Source organism: Pseudomonas sp. 20-5, assembly GCF_056782835.1.
In genome coordinates this window covers 3,834,041-3,859,584 of sequence record NZ_CM165584.1, presented here as the reverse complement: position 1 = coordinate 3,859,584, position 25,544 = coordinate 3,834,041, and the positions used below count along the sequence as shown (strand labels likewise).

The 25,544-nt window shown below is 64.3% G+C and carries 25 protein-coding genes; 20 read left to right on the top strand and 5 right to left on the bottom strand.

What is annotated here, in order from left to right:
- Positions 1-85: 85 nt before the first annotated feature.
- Together ppnP and AC1RB9_RS17705 are read right to left on the bottom strand one after the other, a co-directional pair.
- Positions 86-367, bottom strand: coding sequence for a pyrimidine/purine nucleoside phosphorylase (ppnP, locus tag AC1RB9_RS17710; RefSeq protein ID WP_003087375.1), 282 nt, complete (start codon positions 365-367; stop codon positions 86-88).
- A gap of 94 nt (positions 368-461) precedes the next feature.
- Positions 462-1,013, bottom strand: coding sequence for a 3'-5' exonuclease (locus tag AC1RB9_RS17705; RefSeq protein ID WP_003104398.1), 552 nt, complete (start codon positions 1,011-1,013; stop codon positions 462-464).
- A 103-nt stretch (positions 1,014-1,116) separates the two neighbouring features.
- Here AC1RB9_RS17705 and AC1RB9_RS17700 point away from each other — a divergent pair, with 103 nt between their 5' ends.
- Entirely contained in the window at positions 1,117-1,983 is an 867-nt protein-coding gene (locus AC1RB9_RS17700) for an NAD(P)-dependent oxidoreductase (RefSeq protein ID WP_003104396.1), read from the top strand.
- Positions 1,984-1,989: 6 nt separating this feature from the next.
- Here AC1RB9_RS17700 and AC1RB9_RS17695 read toward each other — a convergent pair whose 3' ends face one another.
- A complete protein-coding gene (locus AC1RB9_RS17695; RefSeq protein ID WP_003104394.1) occupies positions 1,990-2,331 on the bottom strand; it encodes a DMT family protein in 342 nt (113 codons plus the stop codon).
- A 115-nt stretch (positions 2,332-2,446) separates the two neighbouring features.
- Between AC1RB9_RS17695 and AC1RB9_RS17690 the strand changes: the two genes are divergently transcribed.
- The 3 genes from AC1RB9_RS17690 to AC1RB9_RS17680 all read left to right on the top strand — a co-directional run bounded on the left by AC1RB9_RS17690 (position 2,447) and on the right by AC1RB9_RS17680 (position 4,302).
- Positions 2,447-3,202 (top strand): hypothetical protein, encoded by a 756-nt coding sequence (locus AC1RB9_RS17690; RefSeq protein WP_003449855.1) that lies wholly within the window; start codon positions 2,447-2,449, stop codon positions 3,200-3,202.
- 103 nt (positions 3,203-3,305) lie between these two features.
- The gene (locus tag AC1RB9_RS17685) at positions 3,306-3,560 is read left to right on the top strand and encodes a YkgJ family cysteine cluster protein (protein WP_003087397.1); all 255 of its coding nucleotides are present in this window, start codon (positions 3,306-3,308) and stop codon (positions 3,558-3,560) included.
- Positions 3,561-3,693: 133 nt separating this feature from the next.
- Positions 3,694-4,302 (top strand): START domain-containing protein, encoded by a 609-nt coding sequence (locus tag AC1RB9_RS17680; protein ID WP_003104390.1) that lies wholly within the window; start codon positions 3,694-3,696, stop codon positions 4,300-4,302.
- A 114-nt stretch (positions 4,303-4,416) separates the two neighbouring features.
- Here AC1RB9_RS17680 and gltA read toward each other — a convergent pair whose 3' ends face one another.
- The gene (gene gltA / locus AC1RB9_RS17675) at positions 4,417-5,703 is read right to left on the bottom strand and encodes a citrate synthase (RefSeq protein WP_003449859.1); all 1,287 of its coding nucleotides are present in this window, start codon (positions 5,701-5,703) and stop codon (positions 4,417-4,419) included.
- A gap of 348 nt (positions 5,704-6,051) precedes the next feature.
- On the opposite strand from gltA, the gene sdhC reads away from it, so the two are divergent.
- The 11 genes from sdhC (at position 6,052) to AC1RB9_RS17620 (ending at position 20,076) form a co-directional block, all read left to right on the top strand.
- Positions 6,052-6,438, top strand: coding sequence for a succinate dehydrogenase, cytochrome b556 subunit (sdhC, locus tag AC1RB9_RS17670; protein WP_003104388.1), 387 nt, complete (start codon positions 6,052-6,054; stop codon positions 6,436-6,438).
- Positions 6,432-6,800 (top strand): succinate dehydrogenase, hydrophobic membrane anchor protein, encoded by a 369-nt coding sequence (sdhD, locus tag AC1RB9_RS17665; RefSeq protein ID WP_003104386.1) that lies wholly within the window; start codon positions 6,432-6,434, stop codon positions 6,798-6,800. Before sdhC ends, sdhD begins: the two co-directional genes overlap by 7 nt.
- Positions 6,801-6,803: 3 nt before the next feature.
- Positions 6,804-8,576 carry a succinate dehydrogenase flavoprotein subunit gene (sdhA, locus tag AC1RB9_RS17660; protein WP_003087407.1) on the top strand — a complete coding sequence of 591 codons (1,773 nt, stop codon included), beginning with the start codon at positions 6,804-6,806 and terminating at the stop codon, positions 8,574-8,576.
- A gap of 11 nt (positions 8,577-8,587) precedes the next feature.
- Complete coding sequence (locus tag AC1RB9_RS17655; protein ID WP_003087410.1) at positions 8,588-9,295, top strand: succinate dehydrogenase iron-sulfur subunit; 708 nt, start codon at positions 8,588-8,590, stop codon at positions 9,293-9,295.
- A gap of 256 nt (positions 9,296-9,551) precedes the next feature.
- Positions 9,552-12,383: a 2-oxoglutarate dehydrogenase E1 component gene (locus AC1RB9_RS17650; protein ID WP_003087413.1), complete on the top strand. Its 2,832-nt coding sequence runs from the start codon at positions 9,552-9,554 to the stop codon at positions 12,381-12,383.
- A gap of 42 nt (positions 12,384-12,425) precedes the next feature.
- Positions 12,426-13,655, top strand: coding sequence for a 2-oxoglutarate dehydrogenase complex dihydrolipoyllysine-residue succinyltransferase (odhB, locus tag AC1RB9_RS17645; protein WP_003114264.1), 1,230 nt, complete (start codon positions 12,426-12,428; stop codon positions 13,653-13,655).
- A 68-nt stretch (positions 13,656-13,723) separates the two neighbouring features.
- Positions 13,724-15,160 (top strand): dihydrolipoyl dehydrogenase, encoded by a 1,437-nt coding sequence (gene lpdA, locus AC1RB9_RS17640; RefSeq protein WP_003087422.1) that lies wholly within the window; start codon positions 13,724-13,726, stop codon positions 15,158-15,160.
- A gap of 328 nt (positions 15,161-15,488) precedes the next feature.
- On the top strand, positions 15,489-16,655 hold the full coding sequence (gene sucC, locus AC1RB9_RS17635; RefSeq protein WP_003087425.1) for an ADP-forming succinate--CoA ligase subunit beta: 1,167 nt from the start codon (positions 15,489-15,491) through the stop codon (positions 16,653-16,655).
- Positions 16,655-17,542: a succinate--CoA ligase subunit alpha gene (sucD, locus tag AC1RB9_RS17630; RefSeq protein WP_003087428.1), complete on the top strand. Its 888-nt coding sequence runs from the start codon at positions 16,655-16,657 to the stop codon at positions 17,540-17,542. Before sucC ends, sucD begins: the two co-directional genes overlap by 1 nt.
- A 310-nt stretch (positions 17,543-17,852) precedes the next feature.
- Complete coding sequence (gene brnQ, locus AC1RB9_RS17625) at positions 17,853-19,166, top strand: branched-chain amino acid transport system II carrier protein (protein WP_003120443.1); 1,314 nt, start codon at positions 17,853-17,855, stop codon at positions 19,164-19,166.
- 145 nt (positions 19,167-19,311) lie between these two features.
- Complete coding sequence (locus AC1RB9_RS17620) at positions 19,312-20,076, top strand: DUF599 domain-containing protein (protein WP_003111671.1); 765 nt, start codon at positions 19,312-19,314, stop codon at positions 20,074-20,076.
- 58 nt (positions 20,077-20,134) lie between these two features.
- Here AC1RB9_RS17620 and AC1RB9_RS17615 read toward each other — a convergent pair whose 3' ends face one another.
- Positions 20,135-20,371 (bottom strand): hypothetical protein, encoded by a 237-nt coding sequence (locus AC1RB9_RS17615; RefSeq protein ID WP_003087435.1) that lies wholly within the window; start codon positions 20,369-20,371, stop codon positions 20,135-20,137.
- A 172-nt stretch (positions 20,372-20,543) separates the two neighbouring features.
- On the opposite strand from AC1RB9_RS17615, the gene AC1RB9_RS17610 reads away from it, so the two are divergent.
- From AC1RB9_RS17610 to AC1RB9_RS17590, 5 genes are all read left to right on the top strand, one after another.
- Positions 20,544-21,017, top strand: a complete 474-nt coding sequence (locus AC1RB9_RS17610; RefSeq protein ID WP_003106488.1) for a PaaI family thioesterase — start codon at positions 20,544-20,546, stop codon at positions 21,015-21,017.
- Positions 21,014-21,460: a PaaI family thioesterase gene (locus AC1RB9_RS17605; protein ID WP_003087441.1), complete on the top strand. Its 447-nt coding sequence runs from the start codon at positions 21,014-21,016 to the stop codon at positions 21,458-21,460. The genes AC1RB9_RS17610 and AC1RB9_RS17605 overlap by 4 nt, the downstream gene beginning before the upstream one ends.
- Positions 21,461-21,496: 36 nt before the next feature.
- A complete protein-coding gene (locus AC1RB9_RS17600; RefSeq protein ID WP_003120441.1) occupies positions 21,497-22,729 on the top strand; it encodes an MFS transporter in 1,233 nt (410 codons plus the stop codon).
- Between the two features lie 117 nt (positions 22,730-22,846).
- Entirely contained in the window at positions 22,847-24,751 is a 1,905-nt protein-coding gene (gene htpG / locus AC1RB9_RS17595; protein ID WP_003449864.1) for a molecular chaperone HtpG, read from the top strand.
- A gap of 67 nt (positions 24,752-24,818) precedes the next feature.
- A complete protein-coding gene (locus AC1RB9_RS17590; protein ID WP_003087448.1) occupies positions 24,819-25,544 on the top strand; it encodes a dienelactone hydrolase family protein in 726 nt (241 codons plus the stop codon).

The window sequence follows — 25,544 nt, the reverse complement described above, 5'->3', positions numbered from 1 at the left end:
AGCGCAGCTCGATTCCTCCGCCGCAGCCGCTGGACGACGGGCAAGAAAAAACCGGCCTGCGGCCGGTTTTCCTGTCTGCCCGGGCTCAGCGATATTCGCAGAGGTAGGCGGTGTCCTGGGCGACCTTGAGCTGGAACTTGCTGTTCGCCGGGACGGTGAACTGGCTGCCGCTGGCGTATTCCTGCCACTCGTCGCTGCCCGGCAGCTTGACCGTCAGCGCGCCGGCGACCACATGCATGATCTCCAGCTGGCTGGTGCCGAACTCGTATTCGCCTGCCGCCATCACGCCGATGGTGGCCGGGCCGGCGGTCATGTCGAAGGCGATGGATTTGACGGTGCCGTCGAAGTATTCGTTGACCTTGAACATGGGCTTCTCCTGAAGGGGTGAACAGGCGGGTTTGAAAAGGCCCGCCAGTATGCCCAAGCCTCGGAAAGGCGTCACTAGGCGGCGCGGGCCTCGTTCAATGCTCCACCGGCAATACCAGCGGCAGCAGCCGTGCGGTATTGCGGGCATCCTCCAGGGCGCGGTGCTGCTGGCCCTGGAAACTCATCCCGGCCAGTTGCAGGGCCGCGTTCAGGCCGACTGGGCGGGGCAACTGGCGGACTTCGCCGAAGCGTTGCTTGAGATTGACGTGCGGCACTTCGCTGAGCTGGCTGGTCAGCCCGTGCTGGCGCCATTCCTGCTCCAACTGGCGGCGGTCGTAGTCGCCCCAACTGGCCCAGCCGGCCAGTCGCGGACGATGCTGGGCGAGCCAGCGCTCGAAGGCTTCCCAGACCGTATTGAGATGGGCTGCGCCATCGACGTTGGCCTGGCTGATATGCGTGAGGTCGCGGCAGAAGTGGGTCAGCAGCGGCCGCCTGACCGGCCGTACGAAACGCTGGAAGTGGTCCAGTTCGCGGGCGTCCGCGGCGGCGACCAGGGTGGCGCCGATCTCGATGATTTCCATTTCCTCCAGGGGCCAGCCGCCTTCCGCGGTGGTGGCCTCCAGATCGATTACCAGCCAGTGAGGCATCGGAGCTATCCATACCAGGGTCCGCGCTGAGTATGGCGGGGCTTCCGGACCTCGGCAAACCGCTGTGCTAGGCTGCGGGATCGGATTTCGAGGAGATGACGGAATGACTGCGGTCGCATTTCTCGGCCTGGGCACGATGGGCTACCCGATGGCCGGGCACCTGCAACGAGAGGGCTACGACGTCTGTGTCTACAATCGCTCGTCGGCCAAGGCGCTGCGCTGGGTCGAGGAGTACGCCGGACGGCGCGCCGATACGCCGCGCGAGGCCTGTGCTGGCGCCGAGCTGGTGTTCTGTTGCGTCGGTAACGACGACGACCTGCGTGCCGTGGCGCTGGGCGAGCAGGGCGCCTTCGCCGGAATGGCGCCGGGCAGCCTGTTCGTCGACCACACCACCGCTTCGGCGGAAGTCGCCCGCGAGCTGTCGCTGCTGGCTGCCGAGCGTGAGCTGGGCTTTCTCGACGCGCCGGTCTCCGGCGGCCAGGCAGGCGCGGTCAACGGCGCCCTGACGGTGATGGTCGGTGGCGAGGAGGCCTTCTATCGACGCGCCGAACCGCTGTTGCGCAGCTATGCGCGGATGGTCCGGCGAATGGGCGACGTGGGTAGCGGGCAATTGACCAAGATGGTCAACCAGATCTGCGTCGCGGGGCTGCTCCAGGGCCTGGCCGAGGCGCTGCACTTCGCCCGGTGCGCCGGTCTCGATGGCGAGGCGGCGATGCAGGTGATCGGCAAGGGCGCGGCCCAGTCCTGGCAACTGGAAAACCGCCACCAGAGCATGCTGGCCGGAGAGTTCGACTTCGGCTTCGCCGTGGACTGGATGCGCAAGGACCTGTCGATCCTGCTCGCCGAGGCGCGGCGCAACGGCGCGCAGTTGCCGGTCACGGCGCTGGTCGACCAGTTCTACGCCGAAGTGCAGGCGATGGGCGGCGGTCGTTGGGATACCTCCAGCCTGATCGCCCGGCTGCGTTCGTGACGCGGCTCAGGCGCGGAAGATGAAGTACACCGCGCCGAGCAGGCACAGGCCGGCCCAGAGGTAGTCCAGTTTCAGCGGCTGCTGCATGAAGTAGACGCTGAACGGGACGAAGATCGCCAAGGTGATGACTTCCTGCATGATCTTCAGTTGGCCGACCGAGAGTTCGGTGTAGCCGATGCGATTGGCCGGTACCTGCAGCAGGTATTCGAACAGCGCGATACCCCAACTGATCAGGGCGGCGATGATCCAGGGCTTGCTGTTGAGAGTCTTCAGATGACCATACCAGGCGAAGGTCATGAACAGGTTGGAACAGGCTAGCAACAAGGCGGTTTGCAGCCAGACGGGCATGATGGGTGGGCTCCGGGGGATTGGGACGGCGCCGCAGCCTAATTGGCTGCGGCGATAAATCCAAGTGGGCAGGCATCGACCGGTAGGGGCTGGTGCTCGGAAAAGGATGAAAGGTATGCGGTTGCACAAACGCTCGCTGGTCTGGGGGCTCGCCTTGAGCGGGCTGGCCGTCGTGCTGGCGGCCGCCTGGTGGGCGAGCCAGGCGTCGCGGGAGCCGGCTCTGTGGAGCGAGCTGCGGGTGCCGCCGGCGTTTGCCATCCCGCGCGATTTCGACCTGGGCGAATACCGCTTGAGCTGGGGCGGCAAGAGCCTCGCCCTGTCAGTGGCGGGTAGCGCTCGGCCGCCGTTGTGGGAGAGCGAGGGCGGTTTTCTCGGGGCCGGGCGGGAAAGCGCCGGTCGCCTGCAGTTGCGCTGCCAGGAGCAGAGCCTGGAGAGCTTCGAACTGGTCGGTCGACGCTTGTCCCTGAAGGGGCACCTGCGCTGCGCCGATGGCCGGCTCAGCGCCTACGAGCTGTCGTTCGAGCCGCGCCAGGGCGGCGTGGAGGTGCGCGTCGCGCTGGCGGACAGCGAGCTGAACCGGGTCGCCCTGTCCTGGCGGCGTGGAGCGGGGGAGCGCTTGTCCGGTATCGTCGATGACGAGGCGGAAGGTCGCTCCTGGGTCTTGCCGGCCGGGATCGCTGGCTACTGGAGTTCCGCTGGCAACGCCTTCCTCGGCCACTCGACGGCGGCGCAATCCCTCGACCTGCGCGAGCCGGGCCGCGTGCAATGGCGGGCAGCGACGGAGTCGGCCAGGGCCTGGCTGTTCGCTGCCGGCAACCGCGAGCAGTGGCAGCTTCGCAGCGCACGTCTCGAGGCGGAAACGCGCCGCTGATCCGCCGGGCTTGGCGGCGGCCTGGCCGGTCCGTATTCTTTGCGCCCGTTTCGGACGGCTGTCCTGGCCGCTCCTCTGCCAACTTTCGGGCGAGATCCTTCCCATGCAATGTAGAGCCGGCTGCGGCGCCTGCTGCATAGCACCGTCGATTTCCTCTCCGCTGCCGGGCATGCCGGCCGGCAAGCCCGCGGGCGTACGCTGCCTGCACCTGGACGAAAACCATCTCTGCGGGCTGTTCGGCCGACCGGAGCGACCGGCCGTATGCGGCCAGTTCGGCGCCGATCCGGAAATCTGCGGCGACAGCCGTGAGCAGGCGCTGGCCCTGATCGCGGAGTGGGAAGTCATCACTGCCGCTTGAACGGGTTGGAAGTCTGGCTGTCTCACGCCATACTGCTGCGCATCCTGCGCCGAAGGCTCAGGATCGCGGCTTGCAGGGCGTCGACCGCCCGGCCGGCGAACCGAAAATAACCATAAAGAGAGGAACAGGAACGATGCGTGGCATTTTGCGTATGACCGTGCTGGCTGCCGCAGTGTTCGGGGTGGCCGGCAATGCGCTGGCCGAAGACTGGAAGCTGGCCAAGGACGAGGATGGCGTGAAGGTCTACCTCAGCAGTGTCCAGGGCTCCAAGTACAAGGCTTATCGCGGCGTTACCGACATCAAGGCCGACGTGGCGACCATCGAGGCGCTGCAGGAGGACGTCAAGGGTTCCTGCAAGTGGATCCATGCCTGCGCCGAGATGAAACTCCTGAAGCAGGAAGGCGCCGACGCCTGGACCTACTCGAAGATCGACATGCCCTGGCCAGTTACCGGTCGCGACGTGGTCATCCATGTCACCACCGAGAAGACTGCGGATGGCACCGTGATCCGTCACCTTAAGGCCGATCCGACCTATATCCCCGAGGAAAAGGGCCAGATCCGCGTGCCCAAGCTGGTCGGCGAGTGGAAGTTGCAGCCGAAGGGGCAGGGCGTGACGGAAGTGACCTACCAGGTGGAAACCGAGCCGGGTGGCAGCATTCCTTCCTGGTTGGCCAACAGCTTCGTGGTCGACGCGCCGCTGAACACCCTCAAGGGCCTGCGTAGCGCTGCCGAGAAGCGCTGAGCGCGCCTTCCTTGCAAAAAGACCGCCTCCGGGGCGGTTTTTTTGTGTCCGGCGGAAAGGGGCGGGCACAAAAAAGGCTGCCGAAGCAGCCTTTCTCGCCGGGCGTGACGGGTTTCAGCCGCGATCCTTGAGGGCGGTGAAGTCGCGCTGGGTGTGGCCGGTATAGAGCTGGCGCGGGCGGCCGATCTTGTAGGGGCCGGAGAGCATCTCCTGCCAGTGCGAGATCCAGCCGACGGTACGCGCCAGGGCGAAGATCACGGTGAACATGCTGGTCGGAATGCCGATCGCCTTGAGGATGATCCCCGAGTAGAAGTCGACGTTCGGGTACAGGTTGCGTTCCACGAAGTAGGGGTCGTGGCGGGCGATTTCTTCCAGCTTCATCGCCAGTTCCAGTTGCGGGTCGTTGATGCCCAGCTCCTGGAGGACCTCGTCGCAGGTCTGCTTCATGACCTTGGCGCGCGGGTCGAAGTTCTTGTAGACACGATGGCCGAAGCCCATCAGCTTGAACGGATCGTTCTTGTCCTTGGCCTTCTCGACGAACTTGTCGATGTTGGACACGTCGCCGATCTCGTCGAGCATGCGCAGCACCGCTTCGTTCGCGCCGCCATGGGCCGGTCCCCACAGGGCGGCGATGCCGGAGGCGATGCAGGCGAACGGATTGGCGCCGGAGGAGCCGGCCAGACGCACCGTGGAGGTGGAAGCGTTCTGCTCGTGGTCGGCGTGGAGAATGAAGATGCGGTCCATGGCCTTGGCCAGCACGGGGCTGATCGGTTTGGTCTCGCAGGGGGTGTTGAACATCATGTGCAGGAAGTTTTCCGCGTAGTTCAGGTCGTTACGCGGATACATCATCGGCTCGCCCTTGGAGTACTTGTACACCATGGCGGCGATGGTCGGCATCTTGGCGATCAGGCGATGCGCGGAGACTTCGCGATGCTTCGGGTTATTGATGTCCAGGGAGTCGTGGTAGAAGGCCGAGAGGGCGCCGATCACGCCGCACATCACGGCCATCGGATGGGCGTCGCGGCGGAAGCCGTTGAAGAAGGTCTTCAACTGCTCGTGAACCATGGTGTGGTTCTTGATGGTGCCGACGAACTGTTCCTTCTGCGCGGCGGTGGGCAGCTCGCCGTTCAGCAGCAGGTAGCAGGTTTCCAGGTAGTCGGATTTCTCTGCCAGTTGCTCGATGGGGTAGCCGCGATGGAGGAGGATGCCTTTGTCGCCGTCGATATAGGTGATCTTCGACTCGCAGGAGGCGGTCGACATGAAGCCAGGATCGAAGGTGAAGTGGCCCGTGGCGGTGAGGCCCCGTACATCCACTACATCGGGACCCATGGTACCGGATAGGACGGGCAGTTCGACGGGGGCTGAGCCCTCGATGATCAACTGCGCTTTTTTGTCAGCCATGATGGCCTCCTATTTATGCTTGAAATCATCAGTACCCCCCACGCAGGGCCCGCACCACTATAGAGGGATAAATTCGAAAGTCAATTTGCGCGAATCCATGCCGTAGAGCCTTCCGTGGCGGGGTTTTCGCAGAAAAAGGGGGCTATTTACGCCTTTTATAAAAGGCCCGCAATCAACCATTTGGCGATGGGTGTTTTCGTTGTCATTAGTAGCCTAACTGTCTATACTCGGCGTCCGACCGCAAGGGGTATTCCTGGCCCGCTTTCATAGACGGTCGCCACTCCCTGGTGATGGGTACCTGACAAGTGCACTTCCCGACAACTAGCCCTGTTCGTTAGGGCTCTCAGTGTGAAAAAAGCCGTGAATAGCAAACGACCTGTAAACCTAGACCTAAGGACCATCAAACTCCCTGTCACCGCTTACACGTCCATTCTCCACCGTATCTCTGGCGTCATCCTGTTCCTCGGTATTGCCGTGCTGCTGTTCGCGCTCGACAAGTCGCTGAGTTCGGAAGAAGGCTTCGAGCAGGTGAAGGCGTGCCTGACCAGTCCCCTGGCCAAGCTGGTGATCTGGGGCCTGCTGTCTGCGCTGCTGTACCACCTGGTGGCCGGTGTTCGCCACCTGGTCATGGACGCTGGCGTCGGCGAGACGCTGGAAGGCGGTAAGCGTGGCTCCAAAATCGTCATCGCCATCGCGGTGGTGCTGATCGTTCTGGCGGGGGTATGGGTATGGTAACTAACGTCACAAACTTCTCGCGCTCCGGCCTCTACGACTGGATGGCCCAGCGCGTTTCCGCGGTCGTTCTCGCGGCTTATGTCATTTTCCTGCTGGGCTACCTCATTGCTCACCCCAACATTTCCTACGCGGACTGGCACGGCCTGTTCTCGCAGGGTTGGATGCGCATCTTCAGCCTGTTGACCCTGGTTGCCCTGAGCGTCCATGCGTGGGTCGGTATGTGGACCATCTCCACCGACTACCTGACTTCGATGGCTCTCGGCAAGGCGGCGACAGTCGTGCGTTTCCTCTTCCAGGCGGTTTGCGGCATGGCGATGTTCGCATTCTTCGTCTGGGGTGTGCAGATTCTTTGGGGTATGTGATCCATGGCTAGCATTCGTACACTTTCCTTTGACGCCATCATCGTCGGTGGCGGTGGCGCCGGCATGCGTGCCGCGCTGCAACTGGCCCAGGGCGGCCACAAGACCGCCGTGGTGACCAAGGTCTTCCCGACCCGTTCCCACACCGTATCCGCACAGGGTGGCATCACCTGCGCGATCGCTTCGGCCGACCCGAACGACGATTGGCGTTGGCACATGTACGACACCGTCAAGGGCTCCGACTACATCGGTGACCAGGACGCGATCGAATACATGTGTTCCGTCGGCCCCGAGGCCGTGTTCGAGCTCGAGCACATGGGCCTGCCGTTCTCCCGTACCGAAACCGGCCGCATCTACCAGCGTCCGTTCGGCGGCCAGTCCAAGGACTTCGGCAAGGGTGGCCAGGCCGCCCGTACCTGCGCCGCCGCCGACCGTACCGGCCACGCGCTGTTGCACACCCTGTACCAGGCCAACCTGAAGAATGGCACCTCGTTCCTCAACGAGTGGTACGCGGTCGACCTGGTGAAGAACCAGGACGGCGCGGTGGTCGGCATCATCGCCATCTGCATCGAGACCGGCGAGACCGTCTACATCCGTTCCAAGGCCGTGGTCCTGGCCACTGGCGGTGCCGGCCGTATCTACGCCTCCACCACCAACGCGCTGATCAACACCGGTGACGGCGTGGGCATGGCCCTGCGTGCCGGCGTGCCGGTGCAGGACATCGAGATGTGGCAGTTCCACCCGACCGGCATCGCCGGCGCCGGTGTACTGGTCACCGAAGGTTGCCGCGGCGAAGGCGGTTACCTGATCAACGCCCACGGCGAGCGCTTCATGGAGCGTTATGCGCCGAACGCGAAGGACCTGGCCGGCCGCGACGTGGTCGCCCGTTCCATGGTCAAGGAAGTCCTGGCCGGCAACGGCGTGGGCCCGAACAAGGACCACGTGCTGCTGAAGCTCGACCACCTCGGCGAGGAAGTCCTGCACAGCCGCCTGCCCGGCATCTGCGAACTGTCCAAGACCTTCGCCCACGTCGACCCGGTCGTTGCGCCGATCCCGGTGATCCCGACCTGCCACTACATGATGGGTGGCGTTGCCACCAACATCCATGGCCAGGCCATCACCCAGGACGCCAACGGCAACGACCAGATCGTCGAAGGCCTGTTCGCCGTGGGCGAAGTGGCCTGCGTATCGGTACACGGCGCCAACCGCCTGGGCGGCAACTCGCTGCTCGACCTGGTGGTATTCGGCCGTGCCGCCGGTCTGCACCTGGAAAAAGCGCTGAAAGAGGGCATCGACGCCCGCGGCGCTTCCGAGAGCGACCTGGAAGCCTCCTTCAAGCGCCTGAACGGCGTGAACGAGCGCACCAGCGGCGAAGAAGTCGCTCCGCTCAAGCGCGAGCTGCAAAGCTGCATGCAGAACTACTTCGGTGTGTTCCGCACCGGCGAGTACATGCAGAAGGGCATCGCCCAGCTGGCCGACCTGCGCGAGCGTATCGCCAACGTCAAGATCAACGACAAGAGCCAGGCATTCAACACCGCGCGCATCGAAGCGCTGGAACTGCAAAACCTCCTCGAGGTGGCCGAGGCCACCGCGATCGCGGCCGAGCACCGCAAGGAGTCCCGTGGCGCCCACGCCCGTGAAGACTTCGAGGAGCGCGACGACGAGAACTGGCTGTGCCACACCCTGTACTTCCCGGGTGAGAAGCGCGTATCCAAGCGTTCCGTCAACTTCGCGCCGAAGACCGTTCCGGCATTCGAACCCAAGGTTCGGACTTACTAAGGGTGCCCGCCATGTTGCAAGTGAGTGTTTATCGTTACAACCCCGACAAAGATGCTGCGCCGTACATGCAGGATTTCCAGGTCGACACCAACGGCAAGGACGTGATGGTCCTCGACGTGCTGGCGCTGATCAAGGAACAGGACGAGGGCTTCTCCTACCGTCGTTCCTGCCGTGAAGGCGTCTGCGGCTCCGATGGCATGAACATCAACGGCAAGAACGGCCTGGCCTGCATCACCCCGCTGTCGGCCGCCGGCCTGAAGGGCGGCAAGCTGGTGATCCGTCCGCTGCCGGGCCTGCCGGTCATTCGTGACCTGGTCGTGGACATGAGCATCTTCTACAAGCAATACGAGAAGGTGAAGCCGTTCCTGCAGAACGATACGCCGGCCCCGGCCATCGAGCGTCTGCAGACCCCGGAAGAGCGCGAGAAGCTGGACGGTCTGTACGAGTGCATCCTGTGCGCCTGCTGCTCGACCTCCTGCCCGTCCTTCTGGTGGAACCCCGACAAGTTCCTCGGTCCGGCCGCACTGCTGCAAGCCTATCGTTTCCTGGCCGACAGCCGTGACACCAAGACCGAAGAGCGCCTGGCTTCGCTGGACGATCCGTTCAGTGTGTTCCGCTGCCGCGGAATCATGAACTGCGTGAACGTTTGCCCGAAGGGTCTGAACCCGACCAAGGCGATCGGCCACGTGCGTAATATGCTGCTGCAGAGCGGAACCTGATCCTCTCGCAGTTGTTATATGAGTTGTACCTAGCAACACCTGTGGCGCCGGAGTTCTTCCGGCGTCGCAGCAACTAAGCGGGCCAAGCTCACAAAGCCATGGCCCAGATTTGAAAAATATGACCAGCAGGGGCATCCGGGCTGGTACCCGGACTATCTGCGGGATCTGTAGTGGCCATACCGATGTCGCTGCCTGAGGACTTCGGAGCCTTCAAGGTTTCGCCAGGTGGTTGTCCCCTTACCGAGGGTGACCTAGCATGCACGAAAGCGTAATGCAGCGGATGTGGAACAGTGCCCATCTATCCGGTGGTAACGCTGCCTACGTCGAAGAGCTCTACGAGCTCTACCTGCACGACCCTAACGCTGTGCCAGAAGAGTGGCGCACGTATTTCCAGAAGCTTCCCGCCGATGGCAATCCCGCCCCCGACGTCTCGCACTCCACTGTGCGCGATCATTTCGTCCTGCTGGCCAAGAACCAGCGCCGTGCCCAGCCGGTTTCCGCCGGTAGCGTGAGCAGCGAGCACGAGAAGAAGCAGGTCGAAGTCCTTCGTCTCATTCACGCTTACCGTCTCCGCGGCCACCAGGCTTCCACCCTCGACCCGCTCGGCCTGTGGCAGCGTCCCGCGCCTGCCGACCTGTCGATCGACCACTACGGTCTGACGGGTGCCGACCTGGACACCACTTTCCGCACCGGTGAGCTTTACATCGGCAAGGAAGAGGCGACCCTGCGTGAAATCGTCGACAGCCTGAAGAGCACCTACTGCGGTACCTTCGGCGCCGAGTTCATGCACATCGTCGATTCCGAGCAGCGCAAGTGGTTCCTCCAGCGTCTGGAAAGCGTGCGTGGCCGTCCCGGCTTCTCCGCCGAGGCGCGTGCGCACCTGCTCGAGCGCCTGACCGCGGCCGAAGGCCTGGAGAAGTACCTGGGCACCAAGTACCCGGGCACCAAGCGTTTCGGCCTGGAAGGCGGCGAAAGCCTGATCCCGATGGTCGACGAGATCATCCAGCGCTGCGGTTCCTACGGCGCCAAGGAAATCGTCATCGGCATGGCTCACCGCGGTCGCCTGAACGTCCTGGTCAACACCCTGGGCAAGAACCCGCGCGACCTGTTCGACGAGTTCGAAGGCAAGAAGATCGTCGAGCTGGGCTCCGGTGACGTGAAGTACCACCAGGGCTTCTCCTCGAACGTGATGACCAGCGGTGGCGAAGTCCACCTGGCGCTGGCGTTCAACCCGTCGCACCTGGAAATCGTTTCCCCGGTGGTCGAGGGTTCCGTTCGTGCTCGCCAGGACCGCCGCAAGGACAGCTCCGGCGACAAGGTGGTACCGATTTCCATCCACGGCGATGCCGCCTTCGCGGGACAGGGCGTGGTCATGGAAACCTTCCAGATGTCGCAGACCCGCGCCTACAAGACCGGTGGCACCATCCACCTGGTGATCAACAACCAGGTCGGTTTCACCACCAGCCGCCAGGACGATGCGCGTTCCACCGAGTACGCCACCGACGTGGCGAAGATGATTCAGGCGCCGATCTTCCACGTCAACGGCGACGATCCCGAAGCCGTGCTGTTCGTCACCCAGCTGGCCGTCGACTACCGCATGCAGTTCAAGCGTGACGTGGTCATCGACCTGGTCTGCTACCGTCGCCGCGGCCACAACGAGGCGGACGAGCCGAGCGGCACCCAGCCGCTGATGTACCAGCAGATCGCCAAGCAGCGTACTACCCGCGAGCTGTACGCCGATGCCCTGGTGAATGCCGGCGTGCTCAGCGCCGAGCAGGTTCAGTCGAAGATCGACGACTACCGCGACGCCCTGGACAACGGCCTGCACGTGGTGAAGAGCCTGGTCAAGGAACCCAACAAGGAACTGTTCGTCGACTGGCGTCCGTACCTGGGTCATGCCTGGACCGCGCGTCACGACACCCGCTTCGACCTGAAGACCCTGCAGGAACTGTCCAGCAAGATGCTGGAAGTGCCGGAAGGCTTCGTGGTTCAGCGCCAGGTTTCGAAGATCTACGAAGATCGCCAGAAGATGGCGGCCGGTGGCCTGCCGATCAACTGGGGCTTCGCCGAGACCCTGGCCTACGCGACCCTGCTGTTCGAAGGCCATCCGGTACGGATGACCGGCCAGGACGTCGGCCGTGGCACCTTCTCGCACCGTCACGCGGTGCTGCACAACCAGAAGGATGACTCGGTCTACGTACCGCTGGCCAATCTGTTCGACGGCCAGCCGCGCCTGGATATCTACGATTCCTTCCTTTCGGAAGAGGCCGTGCTGGCGTTCGAATACGGTTTCGCCACCACCACGCCGAACTCGCTGGTGATCTGGGAAGCCCAGTTCGGCGACTTCGCCAACGGCGCCCAGGTGGTCATCGACCAGTTCATCACCAGTGGCGAAAGCAAATGGGGCCGACTCTGCGGCCTGACCATGCTGCTGCCGCACGGCTATGAGGGGCAGGGCCCGGAGCACTCCTCCGCGCGCCTGGAGCGCTACCTGCAGCTCTGTGCCGAGCAGAACATCCAGGTCTGCGTGCCGACCACCCCGGCTCAGGTCTACCACATGCTCCGCCGTCAGGTGATCCGCCCGCTGCGCAAGCCGCTGGTGGTGATGACGCCGAAGTCCCTGCTGCGTCACAAGCTCGCCATCTCGACCCTGGAAGATCTGGCCAACGGTTCCTTCCAGACCGTGATCCCGGAAATCGACAGCCTGGATCCGAAGAAGGTCGACCGCGTCGTGCTGTGCAGCGGCAAGGTGTACTACGACCTACTGGAGAAGCGTCGCGCGGAAGGCCGCGAAGATACCGCGATCGTCCGTATCGAGCAGCTGTATCCGTTCCCGGAAGACGACCTGGCGGAAGTTCTGGCTCCGTACAAGAACCTCAAGCACATCGTCTGGTGCCAGGAAGAGCCGATGAACCAGGGCGCCTGGTTCTGCAGCCAGCATCACATGCGTCGTGTCATCGCCGCGCACAAGAAGGGCCTCAACCTCGAGTACGCCGGCCGCGAAGGCTCCGCTGCTCCGGCTTGCGGCTACGCCTCGATGCACGCCGAGCAGCAGGAAAAACTGCTGCAAGACGCCTTTACTGTTTAACGCCTACGCGCTGAAGAAACCGAATTTAAGGAAACGCACACAATGGCTATCGAAATCAAAGCCCCAACCTTCCCGGAATCGGTCGCCGACGGCACCGTCGCCACCTGGCACAAGAAGCCGGGCGAAGCAGTCAAGCGCGACGAACTGATCGTCGACATCGAGACCGACAAGGTGGTCATCGAGGTTCTCGCCGAGGCTGACGGCGTGCTGGCCGAGATCATCAAGAACGAAGGCGACACCGTTCTGAGCAACGAGCTGCTCGGCAAGCTGAACGAAGGCGGCGCCGCCGCTCCGGCCGCTCCGGCTGCCGCTGCGCCCGCCGCCGCTCCGGCTGCACAGGCCGCCGCTCCGGCCGCCGCTGGCGGCGACGACGCCATCCTGTCCCCGGCCGCGCGCAAGCTGGCCGAGGAAGCCGGCATCGATCCGAACAGCATCGCCGGCACCGGCAAGGGCGGTCGCGTGACCAAGGAAGACGTGGTCGCTGCGGTCGAAGCGAAGAAGAACGCCCCGGCCGCCCCGGCCAAGCCTGCCGCCCCGGCTGCCGAGGCGCCGATCTTCGCCGCCGGCGACCGTGTCGAGAAGCGCGTGCCGATGACCCGCCTGCGGGCCAAGGTCGCCGAGCGCCTGGTCGAGGCGCAGTCCGCCATGGCCATGCTGACCACCTTCAACGAGGTCAACATGAAGCCGATCATGGACCTGCGTTCGAAGTACAAGGACCTGTTCGAGAAGAAGCACAACGGCGTGCGCCTGGGCTTCATGTCCTTCTTCGTCAAGGCCGCCACCGAGGCGCTGAAGCGCTTCCCGGGGGTCAACGCTTCCATCGACGGCAACGACATCGTCTACCACGGCTACCAGGACATCGGTGTTGCCGTTTCCAGCGACCGCGGCCTGGTGGTTCCGGTACTGCGTAACGCCGAGTTCATGAGCCTGGCCGAGATCGAGGGCGGCATCGCCAACTTCGGCAAGAAGGCGAAGGAAGGCAAGCTGACCATCGAAGACATGACCGGCGGCACCTTCACCATCTCCAACGGTGGCGTGTTCGGTTCCCTGCTGTCGACCCCGATCGTCAACCCGCCGCAGACCGCTATCCTCGGCATGCACAAGATCCAGGAGCGCCCGATGGCCGTGAACGGCCAGGTGGTGATCCTGCCGATGATGTATCTGGCGCTGTCCTACGACCACCGTCTGATCGACGGCAAGGAAGCGGTGAGCTTCCTGGTGGCGATCAAGGACCTGCTGGAAGATCCGGCTCGCCTGCTGCTGGACGTCTGATTTAGCGTTTCTCTTCACGGCGGCCCCCTCGTGGGGCCGTCCGGTTTCACCCGAATAAGGATTGAGATATGAGCCAGAAATTCGACGTGGTAGTGATTGGTGCCGGCCCCGGCGGTTACGTTGCCGCCATCCGCGCTGCCCAGCTGGGCCTGAAGACCGCCTGCATCGAGAAGTACATCGGCAAGGAAGGCAAGGTGGCGCTCGGCGGTACCTGCCTGAACGTTGGCTGCATCCCGTCCAAGGCGCTGCTGGACAGCTCCTACAAGTACCATGAGGCCAAAGAGGCCTTCAAAGTCCATGGTATCGAAGCCAAGGGCGTCACCATCGACGTTCCGGCGATGGTTGCGCGCAAGGCCAACATCGTCAAGAACCTGACCGGCGGCATCGCTACCCTGTTCAAGGCCAACGGCGTGACCTCCTTCGAAGGCCACGGCAAGCTGCTGGCCAACAAGCAGGTGGAAGTGACCGGTCTGGACGGCAAGACCCAGGTCCTGGAAGCCGAGAACGTGATCATCGCTTCCGGCTCCCGCCCGGTGGAGATCCCGCCGGCCCCGCTGACCGACGACATCATCGTCGACTCCACCGGCGCCCTGGAATTCCAGGCCGTACCGAAGAAGCTGGGTGTGATCGGCGCCGGCGTCATCGGCCTGGAGCTGGGTTCGGTATGGGCCCGCCTGGGTGCCGAGGTGACCGTGCTGGAAGCCCTGGACAAGTTCCTCCCGGCTGCCGACGAGCAGATTGCCAAGGAAGCCCTGAAGGTCCTGACCAAGCAAGGCCTGAACATTCGCCTGGGTGCCCGCGTGACCGCTTCGGAAGTGAAGAAGAAGCAGGTCACCGTGACCTTCACCGACGCCAACGGCGAGCAGAAGGAAACCTTCGACAAGCTGATCGTCGCGGTCGGCCGTCGCCCGGTGACCACCGACCTGCTGGCCGCCGACAGCGGCGTGACCCTGGACGAGCGTGGCTTCATCTACGTCGACGACCACTGCAAGACCAGCGTTCCGGGCGTCTTCGCCATCGGTGACGTGGTTCGCGGCGCGATGCTCGCGCACAAAGCCTCGGAAGAGGGCGTGATGGTCGCCGAGCGCATCGCCGGCCACAAGGCGCAGATGAACTACGACCTGATTCCGTCGGTCATCTACACCCACCCGGAAATCGCCTGGGTCGGCAAGACCGAGCAGACCCTCAAGGCCGAGGGCGTCGAAGTCAACGTCGGCACCTTCCCGTTCGCCGCCAGCGGTCGCGCGATGGCTGCCAACGACACCACCGGCCTGGTCAAGGTCATCGCCGATGCGAAGACCGACCGCGTCCTGGGCGTCCACGTGATCGGCCCGAGCGCCGCCGAGCTGGTACAGCAAGGCGCGATCGGCATGGAATTCGGCACCAGCGCCGAAGACCTGGGCATGATGGTCTTCTCTCACCCGACGCTGTCCGAAGCCCTGCACGAAGCTGCCCTGGCAGTGAATGGCCATGCCATCCACATCGCCAACCGCAAGAAGCGCTGAGTGATCCGACGCCCCGGTTCACGCCAGGGGCGTCACAGCGACGCGGGACGCGTCGTCCGTCAGGCCAGGACAGGTTCCTGGCCTTGTCGGGTCCGGGTTCTGTAGAATCCACGGTTTGCCGCCTGCGTCGGGATGCCGCAGGCGGCAGACTTTCAGAAGAACCACGGCGGGTGAGCGCCGGCGACCGTTGCGAGGTGGCCGCGGGCGTATGCCGCCGGACTGTTTTTTCGCGAGCCGGGTGGTTCGCGAAACGACGGTCACAGGTGGTGGGGCGCCACGAGCGCTCCGCCGAAATGCGCAATACCTAGACGAATAACGGTAGACAAGCATGAATCTCCACGAATATCAGGGTAAGCAGCTGTTCGCTGAATACGGCCTGCCTGTATCCAAGGGCTTTGCCGTAGACACCCCCGAAGAGGCCGCAGAAGCCTGCGACAAGATCGGCGGCAGCGAGTGGGTCGTCAAAGCTCAGGTGCACGCCGGCGGCCGCGGTAAAGCGGGCGGTGTGAAGCTGGTGAAGAGCAAAGAGGACGCCAAGGCGTTCGCCCAGCAGTGGCTGGGCAAGAACCTGGTGACCTACCAGACCGACGCCAACGGCCAGCCGGTCAGCAAGATCCTGGTGGAGTCCTGCACCGACATCGACAAGGAGCTGTACCTCGGCGCCGTCGTCGATCGTTCCAGCCGCCGCATCGTGTTCATGGCTTCCACCGAAGGTGGCGTGGACATCGAGAAGGTCGCCCACGACACTCCCGAGAAGATCCTCAAGGCTACCATCGACCCGCTGGTCGGCGCGCAGCCGTACCAGGGCCGCGAGCTGGCCTTCCAGCTGGGCCTGAAGGGCGACCAGATCAAGCAGTTCACCCATATCTTCGTCGGCCTGGCGAAGCTGTTCCAGGACTACGACCTGGCCCTGCTGGAAGTGAACCCGCTGGTGATCAAGAAAGACGGCAACCTGCACTGCCTGGATGCCAAGATCAACATCGACAGCAACGCCCTGTACCGTCAGCCGAAGCTGCGCGCCATGCACGACCCGTCCCAGGACGACGCCCGTGAAGCCCATGCGCAGAAGTGGGAGCTGAACTACGTCGCGCTGGAAGGCAACATCGGCTGCATGGTCAACGGCGCCGGCCTGGCCATGGGTACCATGGACATCGTCAACCTGCACGGCGGCAAGCCGGCCAACTTCCTCGACGTTGGCGGCGGTGCGACCAAGGAGCGCGTGACCGAAGCGTTCAAGATCATCCTGTCCGACAGCAACGTGAAGGCTGTCCTGGTGAACATCTTCGGCGGCATCGTGCGTTGCGACATGATCGCCGAAGGCATCATCGGCGCCGTCAAAGAAGTCGGCGTGAAGGTTCCGGTTGTCGTCCGCCTGGAAGGCAACAACGCTGAACTGGGTGCCAAGGTCCTGGCCGAAAGCGGCCTGAACATCATCGCGGCAACCAGCCTGACCGACGCTGCCCAGCAAGTCGTCAAGGCCGCGGAGGGTAAGTAATGAGCGTCCTGATCAACAAAGACACCAAAGTCATCTGCCAAGGCTTCACCGGTAGCCAGGGTACCTTCCACTCCGAACAGGCCATCGCCTATGGCACCAAGATGGTCGGCGGCGTGACCCCCGGCAAGGGCGGCACCACCCACCTCGGCCTGCCGGTGTTCAACACCGTCAAGGAAGCCGTGGAAGCCACCGGCGCCGAAGCCTCGGTCATCTACGTTCCGGCTCCGTTCTGCAAGGACTCGATCCTGGAAGCGGCATTCGGCGGCATCAAGCTGATCGTCTGCATCACCGAAGGCATCCCGACCCTCGACATGCTGGACGCCAAGGTCAAGTGCGACGAGCTGGGCGTACGCCTGATCGGCCCGAACTGCCCGGGCGTGATCACTCCCGGCGAGTGCAAGATCGGCATCATGCCGGGTCACATCCACCTGCCGGGCAAGGTAGGCATCGTGTCGCGTTCCGGCACCCTGACCTACGAAGCCGTGAAGCAGACCACCGACGCCGGCTTCGGCCAGTCCACCTGCGTGGGCATCGGCGGCGACCCGATCCCGGGCTCCAACTTCATCGACATCCTGAAGCTGTTCCAGGAAGATCCGCAGACCGAAGCCATCGTCATGATCGGCGAGATCGGCGGTTCCGCCGAAGAAGAAGCCGCGGCCTTCATCAAGGCCAACGTGACCAAGCCGGTGGTGTCCTACATCGCTGGTGTGACTGCCCCTCCGGGCAAGCGCATGGGCCACGCCGGCGCCATCATCTCCGGCGGCAAGGGCACCGCGGACGAGAAGTTCGCCGCCCTGCAGGACGCCGGTGTGAAGACCGTGCGTTCCCTGGCCGACATCGGCAAGGCCCTGGCCGAGCTGACCGGTTGGGAAGTGAAGAAGGCCTGATTTCCCGGGTTTTCTGAGTTCCAGGACGAAGGCCACCGCCTCACAGCGGTGGCCTTCGTCGTTCTATCGCATCCGTCAAACGAATGTTGCCGCGATGCGCTATCATTGCCAACGGTTCGTGTCCGACAAAACCCCGGGCGCGCCACGCATCATCCCGCAGGCCAGCGCGCCTGCAGCTATAGCGCCACATGGCCCTCAAAAGGGGTCGGGCGGCTTGACCGGTCCTCCTCATCCGGAAGGACGATGTTTCCTAACACCCCCAAAGGGAAACCCCGAACAACCGAGACTTCTGCCAGTGGTACATCCTCCTATGACTCATTTGAAAGGGTTCGACCTGCTCGCCCTTGGCTTCATGACGTTCGCGCTTTTTCTCGGCGCGGGTAACATCATCTTTCCTCCCAGTGCCGGCATGGCGGCGGGCGAACACGTATGGAGCGCGGCTTTCGGCTTCCTCCTTACCGGTGTCGGCCTGCCGTTGCTGACGGTGGTCGCCCTGGCCCGGGTCGGAGGCGGTATTGGCCGCCTGACCCAGCCGATCGGGCGGCGCGCGGGAGTGGCGTTCGCCATCGCCGTCTATCTTGCCATCGGCCCGCTGTTCGCCACCCCGCGTACAGCCGTGGTGTCCTTCGAGATGGGCGTCGCACCCTTCACCGGGGACGGCGGCGTGCCGTTGCTCGTCTATACCGTCGCTTACTTCTCCGTGGTTCTGTTCCTGGTGCTGAACCCGGGTCGCCTTGTCGACCGGGTCGGAAAGGTCATCACGCCGGTGCTGCTGTCGGCCCTGCTGGTCCTTGGCGGCGCGGCGATCTTCGCGCCGGCGGGAGAGATCGGCAGCAGTTCCGGCGAGTACCAGAGCGCGCCCCTGGTGCAGGGTTTCCTGCAGGGCTACCTGACCATGGATACCCTCGGTGCGCTGGTCTTCGGTATCGTCATCGCCACCGCCATTCGCGACCGCGGCATCAGCGACAGCCGGCTGGTCACGCGCTATTCCATGATCGCCGGGGTCATCGCCGCCACCGGCCTGTCCCTGGTCTACCTGGCGCTGTTCTATCTTGGCGCCACCAGCCAGGGCATCGCCGGCGACGCCCAGAATGGCGTACAGATCCTCACCGCCTATGTGCAGCAGACCTTTGGCGTTTCCGGCAGCCTGTTGCTGGCGGTGGTCATCACCCTGGCCTGCCTGACCACGGCGGTAGGGCTGATCACGGCGTGCGGCGAGTTCTTCAGCGACCTGCTGCCGGTTTCGTACAAGACGGTGGTGATCGTGTTCTCGCTGTTCAGCCTGCTGGTCGCCAACCAGGGACTGACCCAGTTGATCAGCCTTTCGGTACCGGTTCTGGTGGGACTCTATCCGCTCGCCATCGTGCTGATCGCCCTGAGCCTGTTCGACCGGCTCTGGGTGTCGGCCCCGCGGGTGTTCGTGCCGGTGATGATCGTCGCGCTGCTCTTCGGCATCGTCGACGGGCTGGGGGCGGCCAAGCTGAACGGGTGGGTGCCGGACGTCTTCGCCAAGCTCCCGCTCGCCGATCAGAGCCTTGGCTGGCTGCTGCCGGTATCCATTGCGCTGGTCCTGGCAGTCGTTTGCGATCGGCTGCTGGGCAAGCCGCGCGAAGCGGTCGCCTGAGACGTCAGGCGAACCCCAGGAAGGCCGCCTCCGGGCGGCCTTTTTCATGAGCCGACGAAAGTCGTGTCCTGGCCGCGGCGAGCGGCGTCCCAACGGCGCGAAACAACGGCGGGGCGATTCCCGGCCGGCTCAAGAGGGAGTTTTCATGACCGCCGAACTCGGCATTTTCAACGGGCACCTGCCGCAACACCTGCTGGCGGCGCTCTGGTTCCTGTTCTGCTGGGTGGGCTACACCCGCTACGCCACCTGGAAGGGCCGCGACACCGCCTGCCTGGCCAGCGTCCTGCACCTCTACCGGGAGGACTGGATGCGCCGGCTGCTGCTGCGTGACAACCGTATCGCCGACGCCAGCGTGATCGGCAACCTGGAGCGCAACGCGTCGTTCTTCGCTTCCAGCACGCTGATCATCCTCGCCGGCATCCTCACCCTGCTGGGCTCCACCGACCGCGCCGTCTCGGTACTGGCCGACCTGCCGTTCGTGGAGGAGGCCAGCCGGGGACTATCGGAACTGAAGCTGCTGTGCCTGGCAGTGGTCTTCGTCTATGCCTTCTTCACCTTCAGCTGGTGCATGCGCCAATACAACTTCGCGGCGATCCTGGTCGGCTCGGCACCGATGATCGGCGAGCGCAACGTCGGCGAGCTGGAGCGCAAATCCTTTGCCGAACGTGCCGCCCGGGTCATCTCGCTGGCGGCCAACCAGTTCAACTTCGGCTTGCGCTCGTACTATTTCGGCCTGGCCATGCTCGCCTGGTTCATCAATTCCTGGTTCTTCATGCTGGTGACGGCCGGCGTGGTGCTGGTCCTGTATCGCCGCGAATTCCATTCGGACGTGCTGGAGGTGATGGTCTACACCGAGACCGCAATCGCCGAAAGCCCGCGGGAAGGCGAGGGCGAGGTGCCCAGGGGCTGAATCCCGGGCATGAAAAAGCCCGCTTGCGCGGGCTCTTTCAGGGTACGTCAACGAGAACTTATTGCTGGTTCTGTTGCGGTTGCTCCGGAGTCGGTGCCGGAGTCTGCGGGGTTGCCGGAGTGTCGCTCGACGGCGCCGGGGCGCTGGGCTCGGCAGGGGGAGTAGCCGGAGCGCTCGGCTGGGTCTCGGTAGCCGGAGCTGCCGGGGCCGCTGCCTTGTCTTCCTCTTTCTTGTCGCAAGCGGCCAGGCCAAGGCTGGCAGCGAGCAGCAGGGCAAGAGTTACGGTCTTTTTCATCGTTTAGCCTCCATGTGCGGCTTTCCTCGTTGTAGCCCTTTGAACATTTGCGCTGGCGTGAAGTTCCACACACTTCGACTATTTCGATCGTTATGTCCAAAACCCCGGCTGCCGGGGCTTTGGCGGCAGGGTATGATTCGCCCTCCAGAAAACTCCCAGCAAGGTCGCCGTCATGTCGGAAAATCCTCTCCTCGAGCGCGCCCGGCGCTTTCTCTCGGCCTTGCGTCATTGCCAGGTGCTGGGGTTGACGGTCGAGGCCGCCGACGAGAAAGGACTGACCCTGCGCCTGCCCTACAGCCAGGCGATCATCGGCAACCCGGAAAGCGGGGTCGTCCACGGCGGCGCGATCACCACCCTGATGGACACCACCTGTGGTATTTCCACGGTCTGCGTGCTGCCGGACTTCGAGATCTGCCCGACGCTCGACCTGCGCATCGACTACATGCATCCCGCCGAACCGCACAAGGATGTCTATGGCTTCGCCGAGTGCTACCGGGTCACGCCGAACGTGATCTTCACCCGCGGCTTCGCCTACCAGGACGATCCGGGCCAGCCCATCGCCCATGTCGTCGGCGCTTTCATGCGCATGGGCGGTTCGGCCCGCGCCGGGGCGGCCAGGCCGGCCGCGCAGGGAGGTGCGGCATGAGCCCGACCAGCCTCGAGCAACTGGTCCGCGACGCGCGTCGGAACAACGACTACAGCCCGCTGGTGGAGCTGATCCCGTACGCCAAGCTGCTCGGCATCGAATGCCTGCGCCTGGGCGACGACATGGTCTTCCGCCTGCCGGCGAACAAGGACAACATCGGCAACCCGACCCTGCCGGCCATCCATGGCGGCGTGATCGCCGGCTTCATGGAGCATGCGGCGATGTTGCACCTGCTGACCTTCATGAGCATTCCGCACCTGCCGAAGATCATCGATTTCTCCATCGACTACCTGCGTGCCGGGCACTTCCGCGATACCTACGCGCAATGCCAGGTCTGGCGCCAGGGGCGACGGGTGGCGAACGTCGCGATCAACGCCTGGCAGACCACCCAGGGCGAGCCCATCGCCACTGCGCGGGCGCATTTCAAGGTGGACGAGCCGTGAGCCGTACGCTGCGGAAAGTGGGCTGAGGATATCGCGATGGATGCCTTGCTGATTCTGGGCGGCCTGCTGCTGATGGTCGCCGGCTATATCTGGGTCATCGTCCTGGCCTTCGGTACCGGTCTGCTGTGGGGTTACGGCAGCCTTTTCCCGCCGGTGGCGCTGGCCTATATCGGCGTGCACTGGCGTACGGCGCGCAAGGGCGTCGGGCTGGCCGCGCTGGGTTGCATCCCGCTGGTGGTCGGCCTGGCGCTGCTGGCCAGTCACGACGCTGCGCGGCTGGAGGCGATCCTCAGCCTGCGCTGGCTGAAACCGGAGGCCAGGCCGCCGGCGGAACTGTCCATCGCGCTCAGCGGGGAGTTCAACGGCAAGCCTTTCGCGCCGCAGAGCGGCGAGTTGATTGGCGGCGTGCTGAGCCTGCGCCAGGGGCACGATTTCTACGCCCAGCGCGAGCTGCAGATCCGCCTTCCGGCACAGCCGCTCGGGGCGCTGCGCCTGGATGTGCTGCCCGAGGACGGCGGCGCGTTGCCAGAAGTCGAGCTGAGCTGGCTGCAACCGGATCAGGACCTGCCCGAGGCGCGTCGTCTCCTGCGTGGCTATACCTTGCACCTGGACCTGCGGCCCAAGGCGCCGAACCGCCTGGAGGGCGAGTTCCACCTGAGCCTGCCGAGCGACTACCGGACCACCCTCAGCGGCCACGTCGAGCTGTATACCGACCGGCTGCGCTATCGGCACGGCAAGGTCGACCTGGGATACGACTCCGACGATACCCTGGCCCTGGTCTTGCGCGATTATCTGCAGCGACGTTTCGCCAGCCGCGACGTCAGCCTCGTGCGGGCGCCGTCCTGGCGCGCGGCCAGCCATGCGCGGCCGCTGCGTATCGAGGCCCTGGTGGCCGGCCAGGCTCAGGTGCTGGAGCTGACGCTGGAGAAGAACGCCCGGCGGGAGTGGACGGTGCGCGGCGACGCGTTCCCCGCCTTGCCGGCGGAGCCTGCGACCGTGGCCGCGGCGGCGGCGCCGCCCGAGCCGCAGGCGCTGCCGGCGCCGGGTAACGCCACCCTCGACCTGGAGCTGGTCCAGGTCGAACCGCAGCGCTACAGCCAGCGCCTGGTCAAGGCCACTACGGTACGCGGGCGTATCGCCGAGGGCCGTTTCACCGGCCTCGACAGCGAGGGGCGCCTGGTGATCCGCCGGGAAATGCCCGGTGCGGGGGAGGCGAGCTACCTGTTGCGCCCGGCGGAGATCGCCCGTCTCGAACTGCTCGAACGCTAGTCGTCGCACGATGGTGCGCGGTTTTTTCGCATAAGCGCTTGAAAAGCCGGAAGAAGGCCCCACCTAGGGGACATCCGCCGTGGTACGCGGCTTATGTCATTGATGGAGCTTGGAGCGATGAGCGTGGAAACCCAAAAAGAGACACTGGGCTTTCAGACTGAAGTGAAGCAACTGCTTCACCTGATGATTCATTCTCTCTATTCGAACAAGGAAATCTTCCTCCGCGAACTGATTTCCAACGCCTCGGACGCCGCCGACAAGCTGCGTTTCGAAGCCCTGGCCAATCCCGAGCTGCTCGAGGGCGGCGCCGAGCTGAAGATCCGCGTCAGCTTCGACAAGGAAGCCAACACCGTCACCCTGGAAGACAACGGCATCGGCATGAGCCGCGAGGATGTGGTGACTCACCTGGGCACCATCGCCAAGTCCGGGACCGCCGACTTCCTGAAGAACTTGTCTGGCGACCAGAAGAAGGATTCGCACCTGATCGGCCAGTTCGGCGTCGGTTTCTACAGCGCCTTCATCGTCGCCGACAAGGTCGATGTCTACTCCCGTCGCGCCGGCCAGCCGGCCAGCGAAGGGGTGCACTGGTCGTCGAAGGGCGAGGGCGAGTTCGACGTCGCTACCATCGACAAGCCCGAGCGCGGTACCCGCATCGTCCTCCACCTGAAAAAGGGCGAGGAGGAGTTCGCCGATGGCTGGCGCCTGCGCAACGTGATCAAGAAATACTCCGATCACATCGCTTTGCCGATCGAGCTGCCCAAGGAATTCCACGGCGAAGAGGCCGACAAGCCGGCCGAGCCGGAATGGGAAACGGTCAACCGCGCCAGCGCGCTGTGGACCCGTCCGCGCGCCGAGGTGAAGGACGAGGAATACCAGGAGTTCTACAAGCACGTCGCCCATGACTTCGAGAACCCGCTGAGCTGGAGCCACAACAAGGTCGAAGGCAAGCTGGAATACACCTCGCTGCTCTACGTGCCGGGCCGCGCGCCGTTCGACCTGTACCATCGCGAAGCGCCGCGGGGCCTGAAGCTGTACGTACAGCGCGTGTTCATCATGGACCAGGCCGACGAGTTCCTGCCGCTGTACCTGCGCTTCATCAAGGGTGTGGTCGACTCCAACGACCTGTCGCTGAACGTCTCCCGGGAAATCCTGCAGAAGGATCCGGTGATCGACTCGATGAAGTCGGCGTTGACCAAGCGCGTGCTGGACATGCTGGAGAAGCTGGCGAAGAACGAGCCGGAGCAGTACAAGACCTTCTGGAAGAACTTCGGCCAGGTCCTCAAGGAAGGCCCGGCGGAAGACTTCGGCAACAAGGATAAGATCGCCGGCCTGCTGCGCTTCGCCTCCACCGGCGACGATTCGGGCGAGCAGAGCGTAGCGCTGGCCGACTACATCGGTCGGATGAAGGAAGGCCAGGACAAGATCTACTACCTCACCGGCGAGAGCTACTCGCAGGTGAAGAACAGCCCGCACCTGGAAGTCTTCCGCAAGAAGGGCATCGAGGTGCTGCTGCTCACCGATCGCATCGACGAGTGGCTGATGAGCTACCTGCCGGAGTTCGACGGCAAGCAGTTCGTCGATGTCGCCCGCGGCGACCTGAACCTGGGCAGCCTGGACTCGGAAGAGGACAAGAAGGCCCAGGAAGAAGTCGCCAAGAGCAAGGAAGGCCTGATCGAGCGCCTGAAGAAGGTGCTCGACGAGCAGGTCAGCGAAGTCCGCGTTTCCCACCGCCTGACCGATTCGCCGGCGATCCTCGCCATCGGCGAACAGGACCTTGGCCTGCAGATGCGCCAGATCCTCGAGGCCAGCGGGCAGAAAGTGCCGGACTCGAAGCCGATCTTCGAGATCAACCCGCAGCATCCGCTGATCGAGAAGCTGGATGCGGAGCCGGACGAGGACCGCTTCGGCGAGCTGTCGCATATTCTCTTCGACCAGGCCGCCCTGGCCGCAGGGGACAGCCTCAAGGATCCGGGCGCCTACGTACGCCGACTGAACAAGCTGCTGGTGGAGCTGTCCGCTTAAGCAGTAGCCCCGACAAAGCCCGCTTCGGCGGGCTTTGTCTTTTCCAACTCTCGCAGGAGCAGTACCCATGAGTGAGATTCGTGTAGAGCCGGTCGCCTACGACATCGATGGGCAGCCGTACGAAGGTCAACTGGTGTACGACGCCAGCCACGCGGGGCCGCGCCCGGGCCTGCTGATGGCGCCGAACTGGATGGGCGTGAGCGCCGCCGCGCTGGACATCGCCCGGCAGGTCGCCGGCCGTGGGCACGTGGTGCTGGTGGCGGACCTCTACGGCAGGGACGTGCGTCCGCAGAACGGCGACGAGGCGGGCGCGGCGATGATGCCGCTGAAGAACGACCGGGCCCTGCTGCGCAAGCGCATGCAGGCAGCGCTGGCGGCCTTGCGCGGACAGGCGCTCGCGGCTGTCGATACGACCCGCCAGGCTGCCTTCGGTTTCTGCTTCGGCGGTTGCTGCGCGCTGGAGCTGGCTCGCGACGGCGCCGAGCTGAAGGCCTTCGTGTCCTTCCATGGCACCCTGGATACGCCGGACCCGGCGCATGCCAGGAACATCAAGGGCGCGGTACTGGTCCTCGACGGCGCCTCCGATCCGCTGGTGCCGCGCGAGCAGTTGCCGGCCTTCGCCAGGGAGATGACCGATGCCGGCGTCGACTGGCAGCTCACCAGCTACGGCGGCGCGGTGCATTCCTTCACCGATCCGAACGCCAAGGTGCCGGGCAAGATGCACTATGACGCCAGGACCTCCCGGCGTGCCTTCCAGGCGATGGACGACCTGCTGGCGGAAGTCTTCGCCTGA